This is a genomic window from Oceanotoga sp. (assembly GCF_030445905.1).
GTDB classification, from domain to species: Bacteria; Thermotogota; Thermotogae; order Petrotogales; family Petrotogaceae; genus Oceanotoga; species Oceanotoga teriensis.
In genome coordinates this window covers 19,771-35,886 of the sequence record NZ_JASUSU010000028.1, presented here as the reverse complement: position 1 = coordinate 35,886, position 16,116 = coordinate 19,771, and the positions used below count along the sequence as shown (strand labels likewise).

Below are 16,116 nucleotides of genomic sequence, written 5' to 3'. Positions count from 1 at the left end.
TATATTAAACAATATTATGTTAAAATATTTAGAGTATTTAAAGGGGGATGATAGTATGAATTTTTCTTTTTTTAATCCTACTAAAGTTTTTTTTGGTATAGATTGTATTTCTAATTATGATAATCATTTTTTAGATATAGGTAAAAAAGCTTTGATTGTAACTGGTAAGTCTTCTGCTAAAAAAACTGGTGCTTATAATGATATAATTTCAGTTTTAAAAAAGTATAATATAGATCATGTACTATTTGATGATGTGAGTGAAAATCCCAACTTTGAAATAATAGAAAGAGCTAAAAATTTTGGTATTAAAAATAATGTAGATTTTATAATAGGTATTGGCGGAGGAAGTCCTATGGATGCAGCTAAAGCTCTTGCTGTTTTAATAGCTAATCCTGATTTTGATGTTGAAGATCTTTATAACAATAATTTTGATAAGGCTTTGAAGATTGTAGAAATTACGACAACTTCAGGAACTGGTTCTGAAGTTACTCAATATTCTGTTCTTACGGATATGAATAACAATAAAAGAGGGTTTGGAAATTTCAAAACTTTTCCATATATTAGTTTTGTAGACCCAAAATATACTTTGGAATTAAATTTTGATTTAACTTTAACAACAGCTGTTGACGCTATGTCTCATTCAATAGAAGGTTTAATTTCAAATACTTCAACAGATTTAACTGATCTATTTGCTAAAAAATCTCTTGAATTGATTAAAAATACTTTACCAATTATTTTGAGTTCTGAAAGTAATTTAAATGATCTTTCTTTGAGAAATGATCTTTCTTTGGCTTCTATGTATGCAGGTATGGTTATTTCTCAAACAGGAACTGTTTTACCTCATGTACTTGGTTATGGTTTAACTTCTAATTATGGTATTAGACATGGTGTTGCAACGGCCTTATTTCAATTGCCTGTAATTAGAAAAATTAATTCTGAGAATCCTCAAAAATTAGATACATTATATGATGTTTTTTATTCTTTTGAAGATTTTAATAATTTTATAAATGATTTAAATTTGGATAGATATTGTACTAAACTTAAGAGTGAAGATATAGATTCATTTACTAAAAATGCTTTGAATTCAAAACACATAAAAAAAACTCCAGCTACTTTTACCTATGATGATATTTTTTCATTTTATTCGGAGGTTTGTAAATGATTATTAATTTAAAAAAAGATATTAAATCAAGAATTTTAAATGGACATCCATGGATTTATTCTAATGAAATTTTGAATGATGTAGATGTTGTAGATGGCGATATTGTTGATGTTTTCTATAATAAGAATTTTGTGGGAAAAGGGTATTATAATTCAAATTCTTTGATAAGAATAAGGCTTTTAACTAAAAAAAATGAAACTATTGATTTTGATTTTTTTAAAAATAAAATCCTAAGAGCCAAAAATTATAGAGAAAATTTATTGAATTTTTCTGATTCTTACAGATTGATTTTTGGTGAAGCAGATGGATTACCAGGACTGATTGTAGATAAATTTAATGATTATTTAGTAATTCAAGTTAATACTTTAGGTATTTTTAAGTATAAATTTGACATTTTAAAGGCCTTAATAGAAATTTTTAATCCTAAAGGTATTTATGAAAAGGATGATGAAAAAAGTTCTAAAATTGAAGGTTTTGATTATTATGATAGATGGGTACATGGCAATGGACCTGATTTACTTGAATTTGAATTGAATAATATAAAATTTTTTAGTGATTTAAAAGGTCAAAAAACTGGATTTTTTTTAGATCAAAGATTAAATGCTTTAAATTTTATGACATTTTGTAAAGATAAAAATGTTTTAGATGCTTTTTCTTACACTGGAAATTTTGGTATACATGCATTATGTGGAGGAGCAAATCATGTTACTTTTGTTGATTTTTCGGAAAGAGCTCTTGAAGTTTTAGAATTAATTTTAAAAAATAATAATATTAGTTCTAATAGATATGATTTGATTCATTCTAATGCTTTTGATTATTTAAGAATGATGGATGAAAGCGGTAAAATGTTTGATATTACATCAATTGATCCACCTTCACTTGCAAAATCAAGAAAAAGTAAACCAAATGCATTTAGAGGGTATAAAGAGATCAATTTAAGAGCTTTAAAAATAACTAAAAATGGAGGTTTATTAAATACTTCTTCATGTACTCAAATAATTTATCCAGAAGAATTTTTTAAAACTATTTTTGAAGCTGCTGAAAATACTAATAAATCATTAAAATTAATAAATAAAGGTGTTCAATCACCCGATCATCCAGTTTGTACAAATATTTTTGAAACAGAATATCTAAAAAATTATTTGTTTTATGTAGAAGATATAAATAATTATTGACGGAGGTGTACTAAAATGTTATTTTGGGACCCAACTTTTTTAATATTAGTTCCAGCAATTTTGCTTTCTTTATGGGCTCAAATTACCGTAAAGAGTACTTTTGATAAATTCTCAAGAAAGAGATCTTCTTTAGGAGAGAATGGAGCACAATTTGCAAGAAGACTTCTTGATTCTTTAGGTCTTTTCGATGTAAAAGTTGAAAGAGTAACAGGTTTTTTATCTGATCATTATGATCCACAAAATAAAGTTCTAAGGCTTTCTGATGCTACTTATAATTCTTTTTCTGTAGCTGCTTTAGGCGTTGTTGCTCATGAAGTTGGACATGCTGTTCAAGATCAAAAATCTTATAAACCTTTAGTATTAAGGAACCTTTCTGTTCCTTTCGCAAATTTTGGCGGTAATTTATCTTGGATTATATTTATAATAGGTTTAATTTTTTCTACCCCTACACTTTTATATGCTGGTATAATATTGTTTTCTTTTGTTGTTTTATTTTCATTGATAACTTTACCAGTTGAATTTGATGCAAGTAATAGAGCCATTAAAGTTTTACCTATGGTTGGAATGTCTTCTGAAGAAGTTGTTATGGTAAAAAAAGTTTTAACTGCTGCTGCAATGACTTATGTTGCTGCCGCTTTTATGTCAATTATGCAATTGGTTAGAATGCTATTTTTAGCTCAAAATAGGGATTAATATATGGTTAGATTATATGCTTTTAATATTCTTAAATATTATTATAAAAGAGGAACTCTATCACAAAATGATTTATCTCAAGCATATTCTATGCTTGAAGGTAAGGATATATCGTTATTAAATAACTTAGTTTATGGTACTTTAAGATATACTGTAAAAATTGATTTTTATTTAAATCATTTAATAAAAAATTTCAAATCACAACCCCCAGCTTCTAAAACTATTCTGAGGCTGGGAGTTTATCAGTTATTGTCTAATTTTGAAGATTATGCCGCAGTTAATGAAACTGTTAACTTAGTAAAGAACAAGAAAACAAGAAATTTTGTAAATGCCGTTTTGAGAAATTTTATAAGACAAAAAAATAGTTTTAAATTACCTAAAAATGTTGAATATTCAATTCCTTTTGATTTTTTTAATTATATTAAAAAAAATTTTAGACATAATGAGGAAATTTTTATATCTCATTTAATGAAAAGAAAGAAATGTATTAGAGTTAATACTCTATTGTCTTCTAATGAAAACATTTCTGAATGGTTGAAAAATAATGAAATTAATTATAGCATAATAGAAGGTTTAAATGATCTTTTTGTAATTAATTCTGAACATATTAGATTGGAAAACACTTCTCTTTATGATAAAGGTTTTTTCTATATTCAAAACCCTTCTTCATATTTAGCTTCAAAAATTTTAAATCCTATAAATGAAGATACTGTATTAGATGCTTGTTCTGCACCTGGTGGTAAAACATCGCATTTATCTCAAATAATGAAAAATAAAGGTAAAATAATATCTGTTGATAATGATATTATAAGATTAGAAATTGTTCAAAAAAATGTTAAAAGACTTGGTATTAAAAATGTAGATACTGTTTTGGCTGATGTTTCTACAGTTGAATTTGATTTTAAATTTGATAAAATTTTATTGGATGCTACATGTTCTGCAACTGCAACTTCACCAGTTCATCCTGAAGTTTTATTAAGAGCTAATATTAAAGATTCTTTGAATTATCAATCTATACAGAGAAAAATTTTATCTAATTTGTTTAAACATATAAAAAAGAATGGTATTTTAGTTTATTCTACATGTACTTATTATAAAATGGAAAACACAGAAAATATGAGATGGTTGACTTCTAATTTTGATGTTGAATTTATTAAATTTGATAGTCTTTTGAATAGTTTAAATATAGAATATGAGTTTGATGGTTTTGGTTATTATTTAATACCTAATGATGTATTTAGTGGTTTTTATATTTCAAAAATGAAATTTGGAGGTTTTTAAGTTTATGAAGAAAAATTTATTAGATATGGATTATCAAGAATTAAATTATTTTATAACTGAAGAGATGGGTTTTCAAAAATTCAGAACTTCACAAATAGCAGATTGGATTTATCAAAAACATATTTTCACTTTTGATGAAATGACTAATCTTTCAATAGATCAAAGAGCTTCTTTAAAAGAAAAAGCAGAAATTTTTTTGCCTGAAATATTTGATATTCAGAAATCAAGAATAGATGATACTACTAAATTTTTATTTAAGCTTAATGATGGTAATCTTGTTGAATCTGTTATTTTATATTATCCAAATAGAATAGCTGCTTGTATTTCTTCTCAAGTAGGGTGTGCATTAAAATGTTCTTTTTGTAATACCGGTAAATTAGGTTTTACAAGAGATATGTCTTCTGGAGAAATAGTTGGACAGGTTTTAGCTATGGAAAAATATCTTAACAGTAATATTAATAATATTGTTTATATGGGTATGGGTGAACCTTTATTAAATTATAAAAATGTAATAAAATCGATTTATAATTTAAATGATAAAAAAATGAAAAATTTAGGAGCAAGACATATTACTATTTCAACTTCTGGAATAGCAGATAAAATAGAAGAACTTGGTAATTTGAATATAGAAATAAGACTTTCTGTTTCTTTACATGCTTCTACAAATATACAAAGAGATAAAATTATGCCAATTAATTCTAAATATCCTGTAGAACAAGTTTTACAGGCTTGTAAGACTTATCAAGATAGATCTAATAAAAGAGTCACGTTTGAATATATTGCAATAAAAGGATTTAATGATTCTGCAGATGATGCTGAAAATCTTGCCAATGTTTTATCAGGTATAAAATCTATGGTTAATATAATACCAGTTAATCCAAATCCTTCTGGTTATGAAAGACCTTCTAAAAGATTTTTAGATGCTTTTGCTGAAATATTGAGAAGTAGAGGTATTGATACAGTTGTTAGAGCGGAAAAAGGAACAGATATAGATGCTGCATGTGGTCAATTAAAAGGTAAATATTCTAAATGATATATTGATTTTGGGAGTGATGTTTTTGAGAATTTTTGGAAAGGTAATTTCCAGTTTCTTATTGTTTTTTTTAGGCCTTTTTACAGCTGGTGTTTTATCTTTATTGATTTTAATATTTTTTGTTAATACTTCTAAATATGTAGAAATACCTTATTTAACGGGAGAAAATAAAGATGTTGCCATAAAATCCTTAGAAGAAAAAGGTTTAATACCAAATATAGTAGGAAATGGTAATACTGTTTTATATACTGAACCTGGACATGATGTAAAAGTAAAAACAGGTCATCATGTTATTGTTCAAATGAGAAATATAGAAAAACAAAAAGTTCCAGATCTTTTAAATATTCCTCTTGAAGTTGCAGAACAATTTTTAACAGAATTTAATATTAAATATGATATTCAAAAAATTTCTACTTATCAAAAGGATAAAAATGGTTTGATTGTTAATGTTTCTCCTTCTCCAGGAAATGAAATATTAAATGATACAATAATTTTATCTGTTGGCGTTTATGAAGGGGTGGAAAAGTGAGTTGGAAAAAAGCTGTTGTTACAAGATTTCATTCAAATATGGTTACCGCTATGGACATAGATAGTGGTGAAAGATTTGAATGTATGTTAAGAGGAAAATTTAAACAACAAAAAATAAGACCTATAGTTGGTGATTATATAGAATACTCTTCTGATAATGATAATTTAAAAGTTGAAAATATTTTACCTCAAAAGAATAGACTTTATAGACCTAATATTGCAAATGTCGATCAAGTAGTTCTTGTAACAACTTTGAAAGATCCAGAAGTTGATTTATTGATAGTAGATAAGTTTTTAATACAAGCTGAAAAAGAAAAACTTGATGTTTTAATAATAGTAAATAAAGTAGATCTTTTAAATACTGATGAGGAAAAATTTAAACTTGAAAAATTTATAAATACTTATTCTGAGATGTATGATGTTATCACTACATCTAAATTTAGTATGGAAAATATAAATTTAATAAAAGATAATTTAAAAAATAAAATTTCCACTATGGCTGGTATGTCTGGAGTTGGAAAATCTTCTTTGTTAAATATAATAAATAAAGATCTTTCATTGAAAACTGGAGAAATTTCTGATAAATTAAAAAGAGGAAAACATACTACAACTTTTACAGAACTTTTATATCTTGATTTTGGAGGATTTATAGCTGATACACCGGGTTTTGCTAATCTCGAATTGTTGGGTTTTGATACTAATTCTTTAAAAGATTTTTTTCCTGAATTTGATGTTCTTTCAGCTTATTGTGCTTTTTCAAATTGTGCTCATATAAATGAACCTGATTGTGAAATAAAAAGATGTGTAGATTCAGGAGAGATCTCAAAATCCAGATATAATAATTATTTACATATATATTCCGAAATTTCTAAAAGGAGAGATAAGAAATGGTAAAAATATACCCATCTTTACTTGCTGCTGATTTTAATAATCTTGAAAATGAAATTAGTGAAATAGAGGATATTGTTGATGGTTTACATATGGATATAATGGATGGTTCTTTTGTACCTAATATATCCTTTGGATTTCCAATTTTGAATTCTGTAAGAAAAATTTCTAATTTAAATTTTGATACTCATTTGATGATAAAAAATGCTGATTCATATATAGATGAATTTTCAAAAACGAGTAGACAATTAACCGTTCATTATGAAGCAGTTACTCATTTACATAGAACTGTAAGTAGAATTAAAGAACTTGGTTGCGAAGCAGGTGTATCATTGAATCCACATACACCAGTTTTTTTGTTAGAGGAAATTTTACCTTATTTGGATAGAGTACTTATTATGAGTGTTAATCCAGGTTTTACAGGACAAAAATTTATAGAAAGTTCTTATAAAAAGATTAAAAAATTACATGAGATGAAATTAAAACTCAATCCAACTTTGGATATAATGGTAGATGGTGGTGTTGGAGAAAATAATATTGCAAAACTTTATAATTGTGGTGTAACTTCATTTGTTGTTGGAGCAGGTGTTTTTCATCAAGAAGATAAAAGAGCTGCTGTTTTAAATCTAAGAAAAAGAGCTGAAAATAATGATTGATATTATCATAGCTACTTCAAATGATCATAAAGTTGATGAAATATCGAACTTAGCTCCAGAAAATTTTAAAATTACTTCTATAAAAAATTTTATGGGAAATTTGAATATTGAAGAATATGGAAAATCTTTTATTGAGAATTCAGTTATAAAAGCAATAAATTCTGCTAAAATAATAAATAAACCTGTCATCGCTGATGATTCCGGTCTTTGTATAAAATCTTTAGATGGGTTCCCAGGTATTTTTTCTGCGAGATATATGGAAACTTATTCTTATGAAGAAAAAATGCTTGAAATTTTAAAAATTTTATCTAAACATGATAATAGAGATGCTTATTTTGCTTGTGCTGCCTCGTATTTTGACCCTTCAAAAGATCTTTTGATATCTTTCGAAGGGAAAGTCGAAGGTCATATTTCTGATAAAATATCTGGATTACATGGTTTTGGCTACGATCCTTTTTTTATTCCAAAAGGGTATTCTGAAACATTCGGTGTTTTAAGTCCTAAAATAAAAAATAAAATTTCTCATAGATCTAAAGCTTTTAATGGATTATTTGATTTATTAAGTAAATTATTATAGATTAAAGATTTATATAATTCCAAAATAGAGTATATAATAAGTAAAAATTATAACTTTATTTTGGATTTTTTATTGACTTTTTTAAATCATAATGGTATACTTATGTATATAGAGGTGATTTTTATGATTTTAAAAGATAAGATTAAAATACTTGCTGAATCGGCTAAATATGATGTTTCATGCTCTTCAAGTGGTTCTTCAAGATCAAATAGCAAAAATGGTATAGGAAATGCCAGTATAGGTGGAATTTGTCATTCGTGGTCTGAAGATGGGCGATGTATTTCTTTGTTAAAGATATTATTTTCTAATAATTGCATTTTTGATTGTGCTTATTGCATAAATAGAAGGTCTAATGATATTGAACGTGCTACATTTACTGTGGATGAAATGGTTAATTTAACTATTAATTTTTATAAAAGAAATTATATAGAAGGTCTATTTTTAAGTTCTGGAATTTATTCTAATCCTAATGAAACTATGAATAGTCTTTATATGGTTGCAAAAATTTTAAGAGAAAAATATAAATTTAATGGTTATATACATTTAAAAGCTATTCCAGGTGCAGATCCTTTACTTATAAAAAAAGCTGGATTTTATGCCGATAGAATGAGTGTTAATATAGAATTACCTTCAGAAAAAAGTTTAAAAATTCTTGCTCCACAAAAAAGTAAAAGTTCATTACTCGTCCCAATGAAAAGTCTTTCTGAAAATATATTAGATTTAAATAGATTTAATGTAAAAAATCATAAATTTGTACCTGCTGGGCAATCAACTCAATTAATAGTCGGAGCATCTCCAGAATCAGATTATAAAATAATTAAATTAAGTGAAAATTTGTATGATAAATTTAAATTAAAAAGAGTTTATTATTCAGCTTTTTTAAAAGTTAATGAGGATAATAGACTGCCAAACAAAAATTCTTCTCTTTTAAGGGAACATAGATTATACCAAGCTGATTGGCTTTTAAGGTTTTATAAATTTAAAGCTTATGAAATTTTTAATAAAGGTAATTATTTTTTAGATGAAAAATTAGATCCTAAATTATTTTGGGCTTTAAATAATTTTGATTTGTTTCCAGTAGAAATAAATAGATGTGACTTTGATACTTTAATAAGAGTTCCTGGTATAGGAGTAAAATCAGCATATAAAATTTTTAATATCAGAAGAGAAAAATCTATTAATTTTGATGATTTAAAAAAAATTAACGTGGTTCTTAAAAGGGCTAAATATTTTATTACTTGTAATGGTAGATATATGGATTTTTCTTTAAAAGATCCCGATAAAATAAAACAAGCTATCTATTTAGAAAATAAAGGTAATTTAATTCCTTTATTTCAAGATAATTTGCCAGTTATTAGTATAAGGTGATATTATGTATATAGAATATGATGGGTCTTTTGAAGGATATTTAAATGCTTTATATTATATATTAAAAAATAAAATAAGCCCAAATAAAATCAGTTTTAAAAAAAATTTATTCAATATCGAATCTATTAAAATTAATAGTAATATTAAAATATTTGATTATATGTCATCTTATTTGAAGAGAAGCGTGAGTAGTTTATCTTTACATAAATTTTATCATTGTTTTTTATCTAATTTTGAAGATAAAGATTTATTGGCAATTAAATATATAATCCTTGCTTTGAAATATCCTAAAGTCATTGATAATTATGAAACTAATGATATCGTTATTAATGTTAATAAATATTCGAAAAGAGTTTCTTTTGAAAGTCATAGATTTCTTGGAATTTTAAGGTTTAAATTATTAAAAAATAATTTCTATTTTTCAAAGATTAATCCAGATAATTTAATAATTCCATTAATTTCAAATCATTTTGTTAAAAGGCTTTCAAATGAAAATTGGATAATTTTCGATGAAAATCATATGATGGCTGCAATATATGAAGAAAAAAATCTTAGTATTGGATTAATTAAATCATTTAAAAATATTGATTTTATGCTTGAAGAAGAGGAAATTTTATATGAGGAATTTTGGAAGAAATATTATAAGTCTATATCTATAAAAGAGCGGAAAAATGATAGATTAAGAAAAAATTTTATGCCTTATAGATACTGGAAAAATTTAATAGAAATTGCAAATGAAAAAAGCGAATTATAAATTCGCTTTTTTAAAGATTTATTGTAACTCCAGCTCCAAAATCCATAAATCTATCATTTAATTTTTGCTTTAATAATTTTTTTGCCGTATCTCCAGTACAATGACTTGGTAATATATATTTGAATTGAAGTTTATTTATTTCATTTATGTCTTCTTTCAATACTTGATCATATTTTTTGTATAGGTGTAATCCACCAATGATCATATATATTTTATCTGAAAAAGTTTTTTCAACATGTTCTGATATATTTTTTATTCCTGAATGAGCACATCCAGTTATCAATATTAACCCTTTTTCTGAAGGTATTACAAGAGATTGTTCTCTTTCTTCTCCAAGTATACCAGTTGAATATATTCCCTCATCTATAGATGTAGGTTTGTTTATTATAATTGGTCTTACTTTGATTTCTCTTAATTTATTTTCTATTTCTTCGTTTTGTTCTTCTGGAATAACTATGTTTCCAACCCTATAATTCTTTAAGACATATTTTATAGCACCTATATGATCTTTATGACTGTGAGATATAAATAATATATCTATTTTTTTTAAATCAGGATCTATAAGATTTATATTATGCTCAAAAACTTCCGGATCAGAACCTGCATCGAATAATATATTATGATAATCTGTTTTTATTAAAGTGGAAAATCCCCAATCAGATCTAAATTTAGATGATTCGCTGTAATTATCGACTATTCCAGTAATCTTAATATTCATAATACACCTCCATTGTTGTTAATTATATCACTATAATTTTAAAAATATCATTTATTATATATTAATTTTATATATTAATATAATGAATATATAGTTTTTATTTTAATATTTTTTGGCTTTTTTATTTTATTAATGTTATAATTGAAATGGGTATAATAATAAGGAGGGATTTTTTATGTTTAAAAATGCTCTTGCAATTTTAAATTACGCTTATGCAAAAGAAGTGGAAGGTCATAATTTTTATAATGAAAGAATTGATAAGGTGAAAAGTGATGAATTAAAAAATATTTTTATCGCTCTTTCAGAAATGGAAATTAATCATATGAATTATGTTAAAGATTTAATATTAAAATTAAGAAATGAAGATAGTCTTGACCTTGATTATGTTGAAAAAGATGATTTTTATGATTCCAGAGAATCTTCCGAAATAGTTGGTTCCCTTGATGATTTAACTTCGGATCTTTCTATTATAAGAATGGCTTATTTAATAGAAGATGATTTTATGAAATTTTATGAGGAAGGAGCTCAAAAAGTAGAAAATGAAGAAATGAAGAATTTGCTCTTAAAACTTTCTAAATGGGAGATGAATCATAGAGATTTATTAAATGATCTTTATAGACGTATGATGAAAATTTATTGGGAAAAAATGGGTTTTGAACCATTATTTTAATATTAAAGACCATTTCTAAAGAAATGGTCTTTATTTTACATACTTTCAATTTCAGATTTTATTTTTTCTACTTCATTTTCATTTTTTTCGAATAATTCATTTAATTGTTCATCTGTTAGATTACTTATCTTTTGTAATCTTTCAGGAACTCCTTGCCTCTTTCCAGGTAAACATCCATCGTTTTTTACTTCACCTTTTATAAAGGCTTTAGCAAAAGCTGAACAACCAGGATAACCACATGCTCCACAATTTACTCCTGGCAATGATGCTTCTACAATTATTTTTCTTACATCTTCTTTGACTTCAAACTTTTTTGCCGCAAAAGCCAAAAATGATCCCGATAAAAAGCCAAGTATTCCCAATAAAATTATAGAATTTATTATTGTTGTCATTTTAGCACCTCCTTAAAGTTTTACAAGTCCAGAAAATCCCATAAAGGCCATAGATAATAATCCTGCAGTTATTAATGCAACAGCAGTTCCCTTAAAAGGTGCTGGTATATCATTTAAATCTAATTTTTCTCTTATTGCTGAGAATATTATCAAAGCCATAGCAAATCCTAATGCTGATGCTAATGAATTTACAAATGCTTCTATAAAATTATAATTTGTTTGTACATTTATAAGAGCAACTCCAAGAACTGCACAGTTTGTAGTTATTAATGGTAAAAATATTCCTAATGCTTCATATAATGATGGTGATGTCTTTTTTATGAAGAATTCTACAAATTGAACGAGAACAGCTATAACAAGTATAAATACTATGAGTCTTAAAAATTCTAATCCCATAGATACGAGTAATAGGTTTAAAAACCAAGTTATTATTCCTGCCATAGTCATTACAAATATTACGGCCATAGACATTCCAACAGCAGAATCTATTTTTTTAGATACTCCTAAGAATGGACAGATTCCTAAAAATTTTGATAATACAAAATTATTTACAAGGATAGCTGAAATAAATATTAAAACTATTCTCATTATTTAGCCCCCTTACTTTTTTTACTTTTTGATATTCCAATAGAATTAAACAAGGCTAATAGTAAGCCAAGGGCTAAGAAAGCTCCTGGTGGTAATATGAAGGTGTACATCTTTAAAGCATCTCCCCATATTGATATACCAAATATTGTGCCATTTCCCAATAGTTCTCTAACAGATCCTAAAAGCACTAATGATCCTGTAAAACCAAGTCCCATTCCGAGTGCATCCAATATAGAATTTATTACATTATTTTTTGAAGCATAAGCTTCTGCTCTTCCCATTATTATACAGTTTACAACTATTAAAGGTATAAATAGACCTAATGTTTTCCATAATTCATAAGTAAATCCATGCATAACTAAATCTATTATTGTAACAAAAGAAGCTATTACAACTATATATATAGGTATTCTTATTTTTTGAGGAACTAATTTTCTTATCAATGAAATAACTATATTTGACATTATCAAGACTGATAATGTAGCTAATCCCATTCCTAAACCATTTTTTGCATTTGTTGTTGTAGCTAATGTAGGACACATTCCTAAAACTTGTACAAATGTAGGGTTATTTTTTATAAATGCATTTTTAAAATTTTTAGTATCGAGCATTTTACATCACCCCTTCTTTTTGTAAATATTCTATTGCTATATTTAAAGAGTTAGCAACTCCTCTAGGTGTGATTGTAGCTCCTGTCATTACATCACTTGTTTGTACAATTCCTTGTTTTTTGTATTCATTTCTATTTTTTTCATCTGAATCTTTTCCCGCATCTTTATTTACCTTTATTTCATTTTCTAAACCAGATTGCGGTATATAGAAAAATCTTTCTTTTATTTGTTCTTCTGAAATTTTGGCTCCAAGTCCTGGAGTTTCTTGTGAATAATTTATTACTTCTATTCTATTCAATTTTAGATCATTATCAGTTTTTATAAATGATACTACTGAAGTTACATCTCCACCAAATCCAATTCCTGAAACCGTTAGTATGTATATATCTTTTTCTTCACTTTGGAATTTGTATACAGGAGAAAGTATTTTAGAGTTTGCTGAATTTTTGTATAATGTTTCTTCTCCATCTTTCCATATATATTTTTGTAATTCTTCTGAGTTTTGAGGTATGTTTTCAACTAAAGAATTGTTTGATTCATCTTTTAATATGTATTTTATAGCTTTTAATTTTGCATTGAATTCTGCTTCGTCTATAAAAGGACTTACAGTATTGTAAACAAAAGCTACGAGAAAAGCAGCTATTATCATATACAACATTAATATCAAACCTGTTTTTAAATATTCTTTCATTTTGCTACCTCCTTTTTAGAGGTACCAAATATTCTTGGTTTGGCCCATATATCTATTAAAGGTACAAGAGCATTCATTATTAATATGGAAAAAGATACACCTTCTGGATATGATCCAAAATATCTAATTACCATAGTTATTATTCCCATTCCAAGGCCATAAACAAATTGTCCCTTTTTAGTCATAGGCGAAGTTACCATATCAGTTGCCATAAATAATGCTCCAAGAATTAATCCACCAGCAAGAATATGAAATAATGGTGTACCATATTTTTCAGGATTTATTGTATAAAATATTCCTGAGAATATTAATACAGTTCCTATATAAGTTAATGGTACAGTTAATTTTATTCTTCCTTTTAATGCGAGAAATAAAAATCCTATTATTAAAAACAATGCACTAACTTCACCAATAGAACCAGGTATTTTCCCTATGAACATATCCCAGTATGAGTATTGTGAAAGACTATTTTGGAATCCTTCTGATCCTGCTATTCCAAGAGCACTTGCTCCAGTATAAGCATCTATAGATTTTAATGATATTGTATTAGATATATTTTGATAATAAAAAGGTTTTACCCATGTTGTCATAGCAGTTGGAAATGATATTATCATAAATACTCTTCCAACTAATGCAGGATTGAATATATTTTGTCCAAGTCCTCCATATACATGTTTTCCTATAACTATTGCCACAAGTACACCTATTAAAATTTGATACCAAGTTACTGCCATCGATAAATTCATTCCTAATAATAATCCTGTTACTGAAGCTGATAAATCTGGTTTATAATTTTTTTTCTTTCTTATGTATTTTACTATTATTAGATCTAATACTTCAGCACTTATCATAGATAATAACATAATATATAAAGCTCTTAATCCAAATATCCAAGTAGAAGCTATTACTGCTGGTGTTAAAGCTATTAAAACATCACTCATCACTTTTCTTGTACTATCTTTTGTTCTAAAATGGGGTGCTGCTGCGGTGTTTAATTTCATAATCTCAACCCCTCCTCTGTTTCATTGCTCTTACAACTTTTTTTGCTGTTTTGAATGATTTTGCAAGTTCTATATTAGAAGGACATATGAATGAACAACTTCCACATTCAATACAGTCCATTAACCCATTTTCTAAAGCTGTATCATAGTTTCTTGTGTCAGAATATTTTTTTAATAAATATGGTTGTAATCCTATTGGACACACACTAACACATGAAGAACATCTTATACATGGAAAATCTTCTCTTTTTGGCAAGATATCTTTTGTTAATACTGTTATTGCATTATTTCCTTTAAATGTAGGTAACTCTATATTTGGTAATGGTATTCCCATCATAGGCCCACCATATAAAATTCTATCTATGTTTTCTTCATCAATTAATCCAACATTTTCAAGTAATTCATTTACTTTTGTTCCTATTCTATACAAAAAATTTCCTGGTTTTTTTACTCCTTCTCCTGTTAAAGAAGCACCTCTTTCTACTAAAGGTTTTCCGTTTATTATTGCATCATAAATGGCATAAGTCGTTGAAACATTAAAAACTATAACTCCAATATCTATTGGTAATCCTCCAGAAGGAACTTCTTTAGAGGTTATTGCATTTATTAATTGTTTTTCTGCCCCTTGTGGATATTTTGTTTTTAATGTTTTTATTTCTATATTTTTACCATTTGTTTTTTCTATCATAGTTTTTATTGCTTTTGGTTTGTTTTCTTCTATCCCTATATAAGCTTTTTCTATTCCAGATGCATATAAAAGTATTTCAATACCTTTTATTATTTCATCTGTTTTTTCCAACATCATTCTCTCATCAATCGTTATGTATGGTTCACATTCTGCTGCATTTATTATGAGAGTTTCTGCTTTTTTCCCCTTTGGTATCATAAGTTTTACATGGCTTGGGAACATCGCTCCTCCAAGTCCTACAATTCCAGCCTCTTTTATATTGTTTATTATTTCTTCACTTGTAAATTTAGTAAAATCATCATTGTGAGGTAATAGTTGCCAATCATCTTCTGATGTTTTTTTTATAACTATTACATCATCTTTTCTTCCCGAGGCTGCATTTACCATTTTTTCAATCGATACTATTTCCCCAGTTAATGGAGAATGTAAATTTGCAGATATAAAACCACTCGCTTCCGCTATTTTTTGTCCCGTTTTTACTTTTTCACCTACCTCCACTATTGGTTTTGCGGGAGCTCCTAAATGATTAGAAGTATACATGTACACAGTATCAGGTAATTTTAAAACTTTTATTTCCTGATCTTGAGACATTTCTTTCTTTTCAGATGGATGTACTCCACCTCTGAATGTAAGAAAGCCCAT

19 protein-coding genes are annotated in these 16,116 nt (G+C 26.5%); 12 read left to right on the top strand and 7 right to left on the bottom strand.

What is annotated here, in order from left to right; all coding sequences use genetic code 11:
* Positions 1 to 55 precede the first annotated feature (55 nt).
* The 11 genes from PWP28_RS09045 to PWP28_RS08995 all read left to right on the top strand — a co-directional run bounded on the left by PWP28_RS09045 (position 56) and on the right by PWP28_RS08995 (position 10,115).
* The gene (locus PWP28_RS09045) at positions 56 to 1,162 is read left to right on the top strand and encodes an iron-containing alcohol dehydrogenase family protein (protein WP_158274739.1); all 1,107 of its coding nucleotides are present in this window, start codon (positions 56 to 58) and stop codon (positions 1,160 to 1,162) included.
* Positions 1,159 to 2,337, top strand: a complete 1,179-nt coding sequence (locus tag PWP28_RS09040) for a class I SAM-dependent rRNA methyltransferase (RefSeq protein ID WP_109603671.1) — start codon at positions 1,159 to 1,161, stop codon at positions 2,335 to 2,337. Before PWP28_RS09045 ends, PWP28_RS09040 begins: the two co-directional genes overlap by 4 nt.
* Before the next feature lie 15 nt (positions 2,338 to 2,352).
* Positions 2,353 to 3,030 carry a zinc metallopeptidase gene (locus tag PWP28_RS09035; RefSeq protein WP_109603672.1) on the top strand — a complete coding sequence of 226 codons (678 nt, stop codon included), beginning with the start codon at positions 2,353 to 2,355 and terminating at the stop codon, positions 3,028 to 3,030.
* Between the two features lie 3 nt (positions 3,031 to 3,033).
* The gene (locus PWP28_RS09030) at positions 3,034 to 4,311 is read left to right on the top strand and encodes a transcription antitermination factor NusB (protein WP_109603673.1); all 1,278 of its coding nucleotides are present in this window, start codon (positions 3,034 to 3,036) and stop codon (positions 4,309 to 4,311) included.
* A 4-nt stretch (positions 4,312 to 4,315) separates the two neighbouring features.
* Complete coding sequence (gene rlmN, locus PWP28_RS09025; protein ID WP_109603674.1) at positions 4,316 to 5,344, top strand: 23S rRNA (adenine(2503)-C(2))-methyltransferase RlmN; 1,029 nt, start codon at positions 4,316 to 4,318, stop codon at positions 5,342 to 5,344.
* Between the two features lie 25 nt (positions 5,345 to 5,369).
* The gene (locus PWP28_RS09020; protein ID WP_308644606.1) at positions 5,370 to 5,873 is read left to right on the top strand and encodes a PASTA domain-containing protein; all 504 of its coding nucleotides are present in this window, start codon (positions 5,370 to 5,372) and stop codon (positions 5,871 to 5,873) included.
* Positions 5,870 to 6,766 (top strand): ribosome small subunit-dependent GTPase A, encoded by an 897-nt coding sequence (gene rsgA, locus PWP28_RS09015; protein ID WP_109603676.1) that lies wholly within the window; start codon positions 5,870 to 5,872, stop codon positions 6,764 to 6,766. Before PWP28_RS09020 ends, rsgA begins: the two co-directional genes overlap by 4 nt.
* The gene (gene rpe / locus PWP28_RS09010) at positions 6,760 to 7,416 is read left to right on the top strand and encodes a ribulose-phosphate 3-epimerase (RefSeq protein WP_109603677.1); all 657 of its coding nucleotides are present in this window, start codon (positions 6,760 to 6,762) and stop codon (positions 7,414 to 7,416) included. Before rsgA ends, rpe begins: the two co-directional genes overlap by 7 nt.
* Positions 7,409 to 7,993 (top strand): RdgB/HAM1 family non-canonical purine NTP pyrophosphatase, encoded by a 585-nt coding sequence (rdgB, locus tag PWP28_RS09005; RefSeq protein ID WP_109603678.1) that lies wholly within the window; start codon positions 7,409 to 7,411, stop codon positions 7,991 to 7,993. The genes rpe and rdgB overlap by 8 nt, the downstream gene beginning before the upstream one ends.
* Before the next feature lie 123 nt (positions 7,994 to 8,116).
* Complete coding sequence (locus PWP28_RS09000) at positions 8,117 to 9,361, top strand: putative DNA modification/repair radical SAM protein (RefSeq protein WP_264149988.1); 1,245 nt, start codon at positions 8,117 to 8,119, stop codon at positions 9,359 to 9,361.
* A 4-nt stretch (positions 9,362 to 9,365) separates the two neighbouring features.
* Positions 9,366 to 10,115, top strand: coding sequence for a TIGR03915 family putative DNA repair protein (locus tag PWP28_RS08995; protein ID WP_264149987.1), 750 nt, complete (start codon positions 9,366 to 9,368; stop codon positions 10,113 to 10,115).
* A 10-nt stretch (positions 10,116 to 10,125) separates the two neighbouring features.
* On the opposite strand, the gene PWP28_RS08990 is transcribed toward PWP28_RS08995, so the two are convergent.
* A complete protein-coding gene (locus PWP28_RS08990; protein WP_109603681.1) occupies positions 10,126 to 10,833 on the bottom strand; it encodes an MBL fold metallo-hydrolase in 708 nt (235 codons plus the stop codon).
* Between the two features lie 175 nt (positions 10,834 to 11,008).
* Here PWP28_RS08990 and PWP28_RS08985 point away from each other — a divergent pair, with 175 nt between their 5' ends.
* Entirely contained in the window at positions 11,009 to 11,503 is a 495-nt protein-coding gene (locus PWP28_RS08985) for a ferritin family protein (protein WP_109603682.1), read from the top strand.
* 35 nt (positions 11,504 to 11,538) lie between these two features.
* Here PWP28_RS08985 and PWP28_RS08980 read toward each other — a convergent pair whose 3' ends face one another.
* The 6 genes from PWP28_RS08980 to rsxC are packed head-to-tail and all read right to left on the bottom strand — an operon-like array spanning position 11,539 to position 16,116.
* Positions 11,539 to 11,895 carry a (Fe-S)-binding protein gene (locus tag PWP28_RS08980; protein WP_109603683.1) on the bottom strand — a complete coding sequence of 119 codons (357 nt, stop codon included), beginning with the start codon at positions 11,893 to 11,895 and terminating at the stop codon, positions 11,539 to 11,541.
* A gap of 12 nt (positions 11,896 to 11,907) precedes the next feature.
* Positions 11,908 to 12,483: an electron transport complex subunit RsxA gene (gene rsxA, locus PWP28_RS08975; protein WP_109603684.1), complete on the bottom strand. Its 576-nt coding sequence runs from the start codon at positions 12,481 to 12,483 to the stop codon at positions 11,908 to 11,910.
* Positions 12,483 to 13,094, bottom strand: coding sequence for an electron transport complex subunit RsxE (gene rsxE / locus PWP28_RS08970; RefSeq protein ID WP_109603685.1), 612 nt, complete (start codon positions 13,092 to 13,094; stop codon positions 12,483 to 12,485). Before rsxE ends, rsxA begins: the two co-directional genes overlap by 1 nt.
* Position 13,095: 1 nt before the next feature.
* Positions 13,096 to 13,785 carry an RnfABCDGE type electron transport complex subunit G gene (locus tag PWP28_RS08965; RefSeq protein ID WP_308644605.1) on the bottom strand — a complete coding sequence of 230 codons (690 nt, stop codon included), beginning with the start codon at positions 13,783 to 13,785 and terminating at the stop codon, positions 13,096 to 13,098.
* On the bottom strand, positions 13,782 to 14,786 hold the full coding sequence (locus tag PWP28_RS08960) for an RnfABCDGE type electron transport complex subunit D (protein ID WP_264149985.1): 1,005 nt from the start codon (positions 14,784 to 14,786) through the stop codon (positions 13,782 to 13,784). The genes PWP28_RS08965 and PWP28_RS08960 overlap by 4 nt, the downstream gene beginning before the upstream one ends.
* A 4-nt stretch (positions 14,787 to 14,790) precedes the next feature.
* Entirely contained in the window at positions 14,791 to 16,116 is a 1,326-nt protein-coding gene (gene rsxC, locus PWP28_RS08955) for an electron transport complex subunit RsxC (protein WP_264149984.1), read from the bottom strand.

Coding starts and splice junctions, on each gene's coding strand:
- PWP28_RS09045 (WP_158274739.1), top strand. CDS start 56: ATGAATTTTTCTTTTTTTAATCCTACTAAAGTTTTTTTTGGTATAGAT.
- PWP28_RS09040 (WP_109603671.1), top strand. CDS start 1,159: ATGATTATTAATTTAAAAAAAGATATTAAATCAAGAATTTTAAATGGA.
- PWP28_RS09035 (WP_109603672.1), top strand. CDS start 2,353: ATGTTATTTTGGGACCCAACTTTTTTAATATTAGTTCCAGCAATTTTG.
- PWP28_RS09030 (WP_109603673.1), top strand. CDS start 3,034: ATGGTTAGATTATATGCTTTTAATATTCTTAAATATTATTATAAAAGA.
- rlmN (WP_109603674.1), top strand. CDS start 4,316: ATGAAGAAAAATTTATTAGATATGGATTATCAAGAATTAAATTATTTT.
- rpe (WP_109603677.1), top strand. CDS start 6,760: ATGGTAAAAATATACCCATCTTTACTTGCTGCTGATTTTAATAATCTT.
- rdgB (WP_109603678.1), top strand. CDS start 7,409: ATGATTGATATTATCATAGCTACTTCAAATGATCATAAAGTTGATGAA.
- PWP28_RS09000 (WP_264149988.1), top strand. CDS start 8,117: ATGATTTTAAAAGATAAGATTAAAATACTTGCTGAATCGGCTAAATAT.
- PWP28_RS08995 (WP_264149987.1), top strand. CDS start 9,366: ATGTATATAGAATATGATGGGTCTTTTGAAGGATATTTAAATGCTTTA.
- PWP28_RS08990 (WP_109603681.1), bottom strand. CDS start 10,833: ATGAATATTAAGATTACTGGAATAGTCGATAATTACAGCGAATCATCT.
- PWP28_RS08985 (WP_109603682.1), top strand. CDS start 11,009: ATGTTTAAAAATGCTCTTGCAATTTTAAATTACGCTTATGCAAAAGAA.
- PWP28_RS08980 (WP_109603683.1), bottom strand. CDS start 11,895: ATGACAACAATAATAAATTCTATAATTTTATTGGGAATACTTGGCTTT.
- rsxA (WP_109603684.1), bottom strand. CDS start 12,483: ATGAGAATAGTTTTAATATTTATTTCAGCTATCCTTGTAAATAATTTT.
- rsxE (WP_109603685.1), bottom strand. CDS start 13,094: ATGCTCGATACTAAAAATTTTAAAAATGCATTTATAAAAAATAACCCT.
- PWP28_RS08965 (WP_308644605.1), bottom strand. CDS start 13,785: ATGAAAGAATATTTAAAAACAGGTTTGATATTAATGTTGTATATGATA.
- PWP28_RS08960 (WP_264149985.1), bottom strand. CDS start 14,786: ATGAAATTAAACACCGCAGCAGCACCCCATTTTAGAACAAAAGATAGT.
- rsxC (WP_264149984.1), bottom strand. CDS start 16,116: ATGGGCTTTCTTACATTCAGAGGTGGAGTACATCCATCTGAAAAGAAA.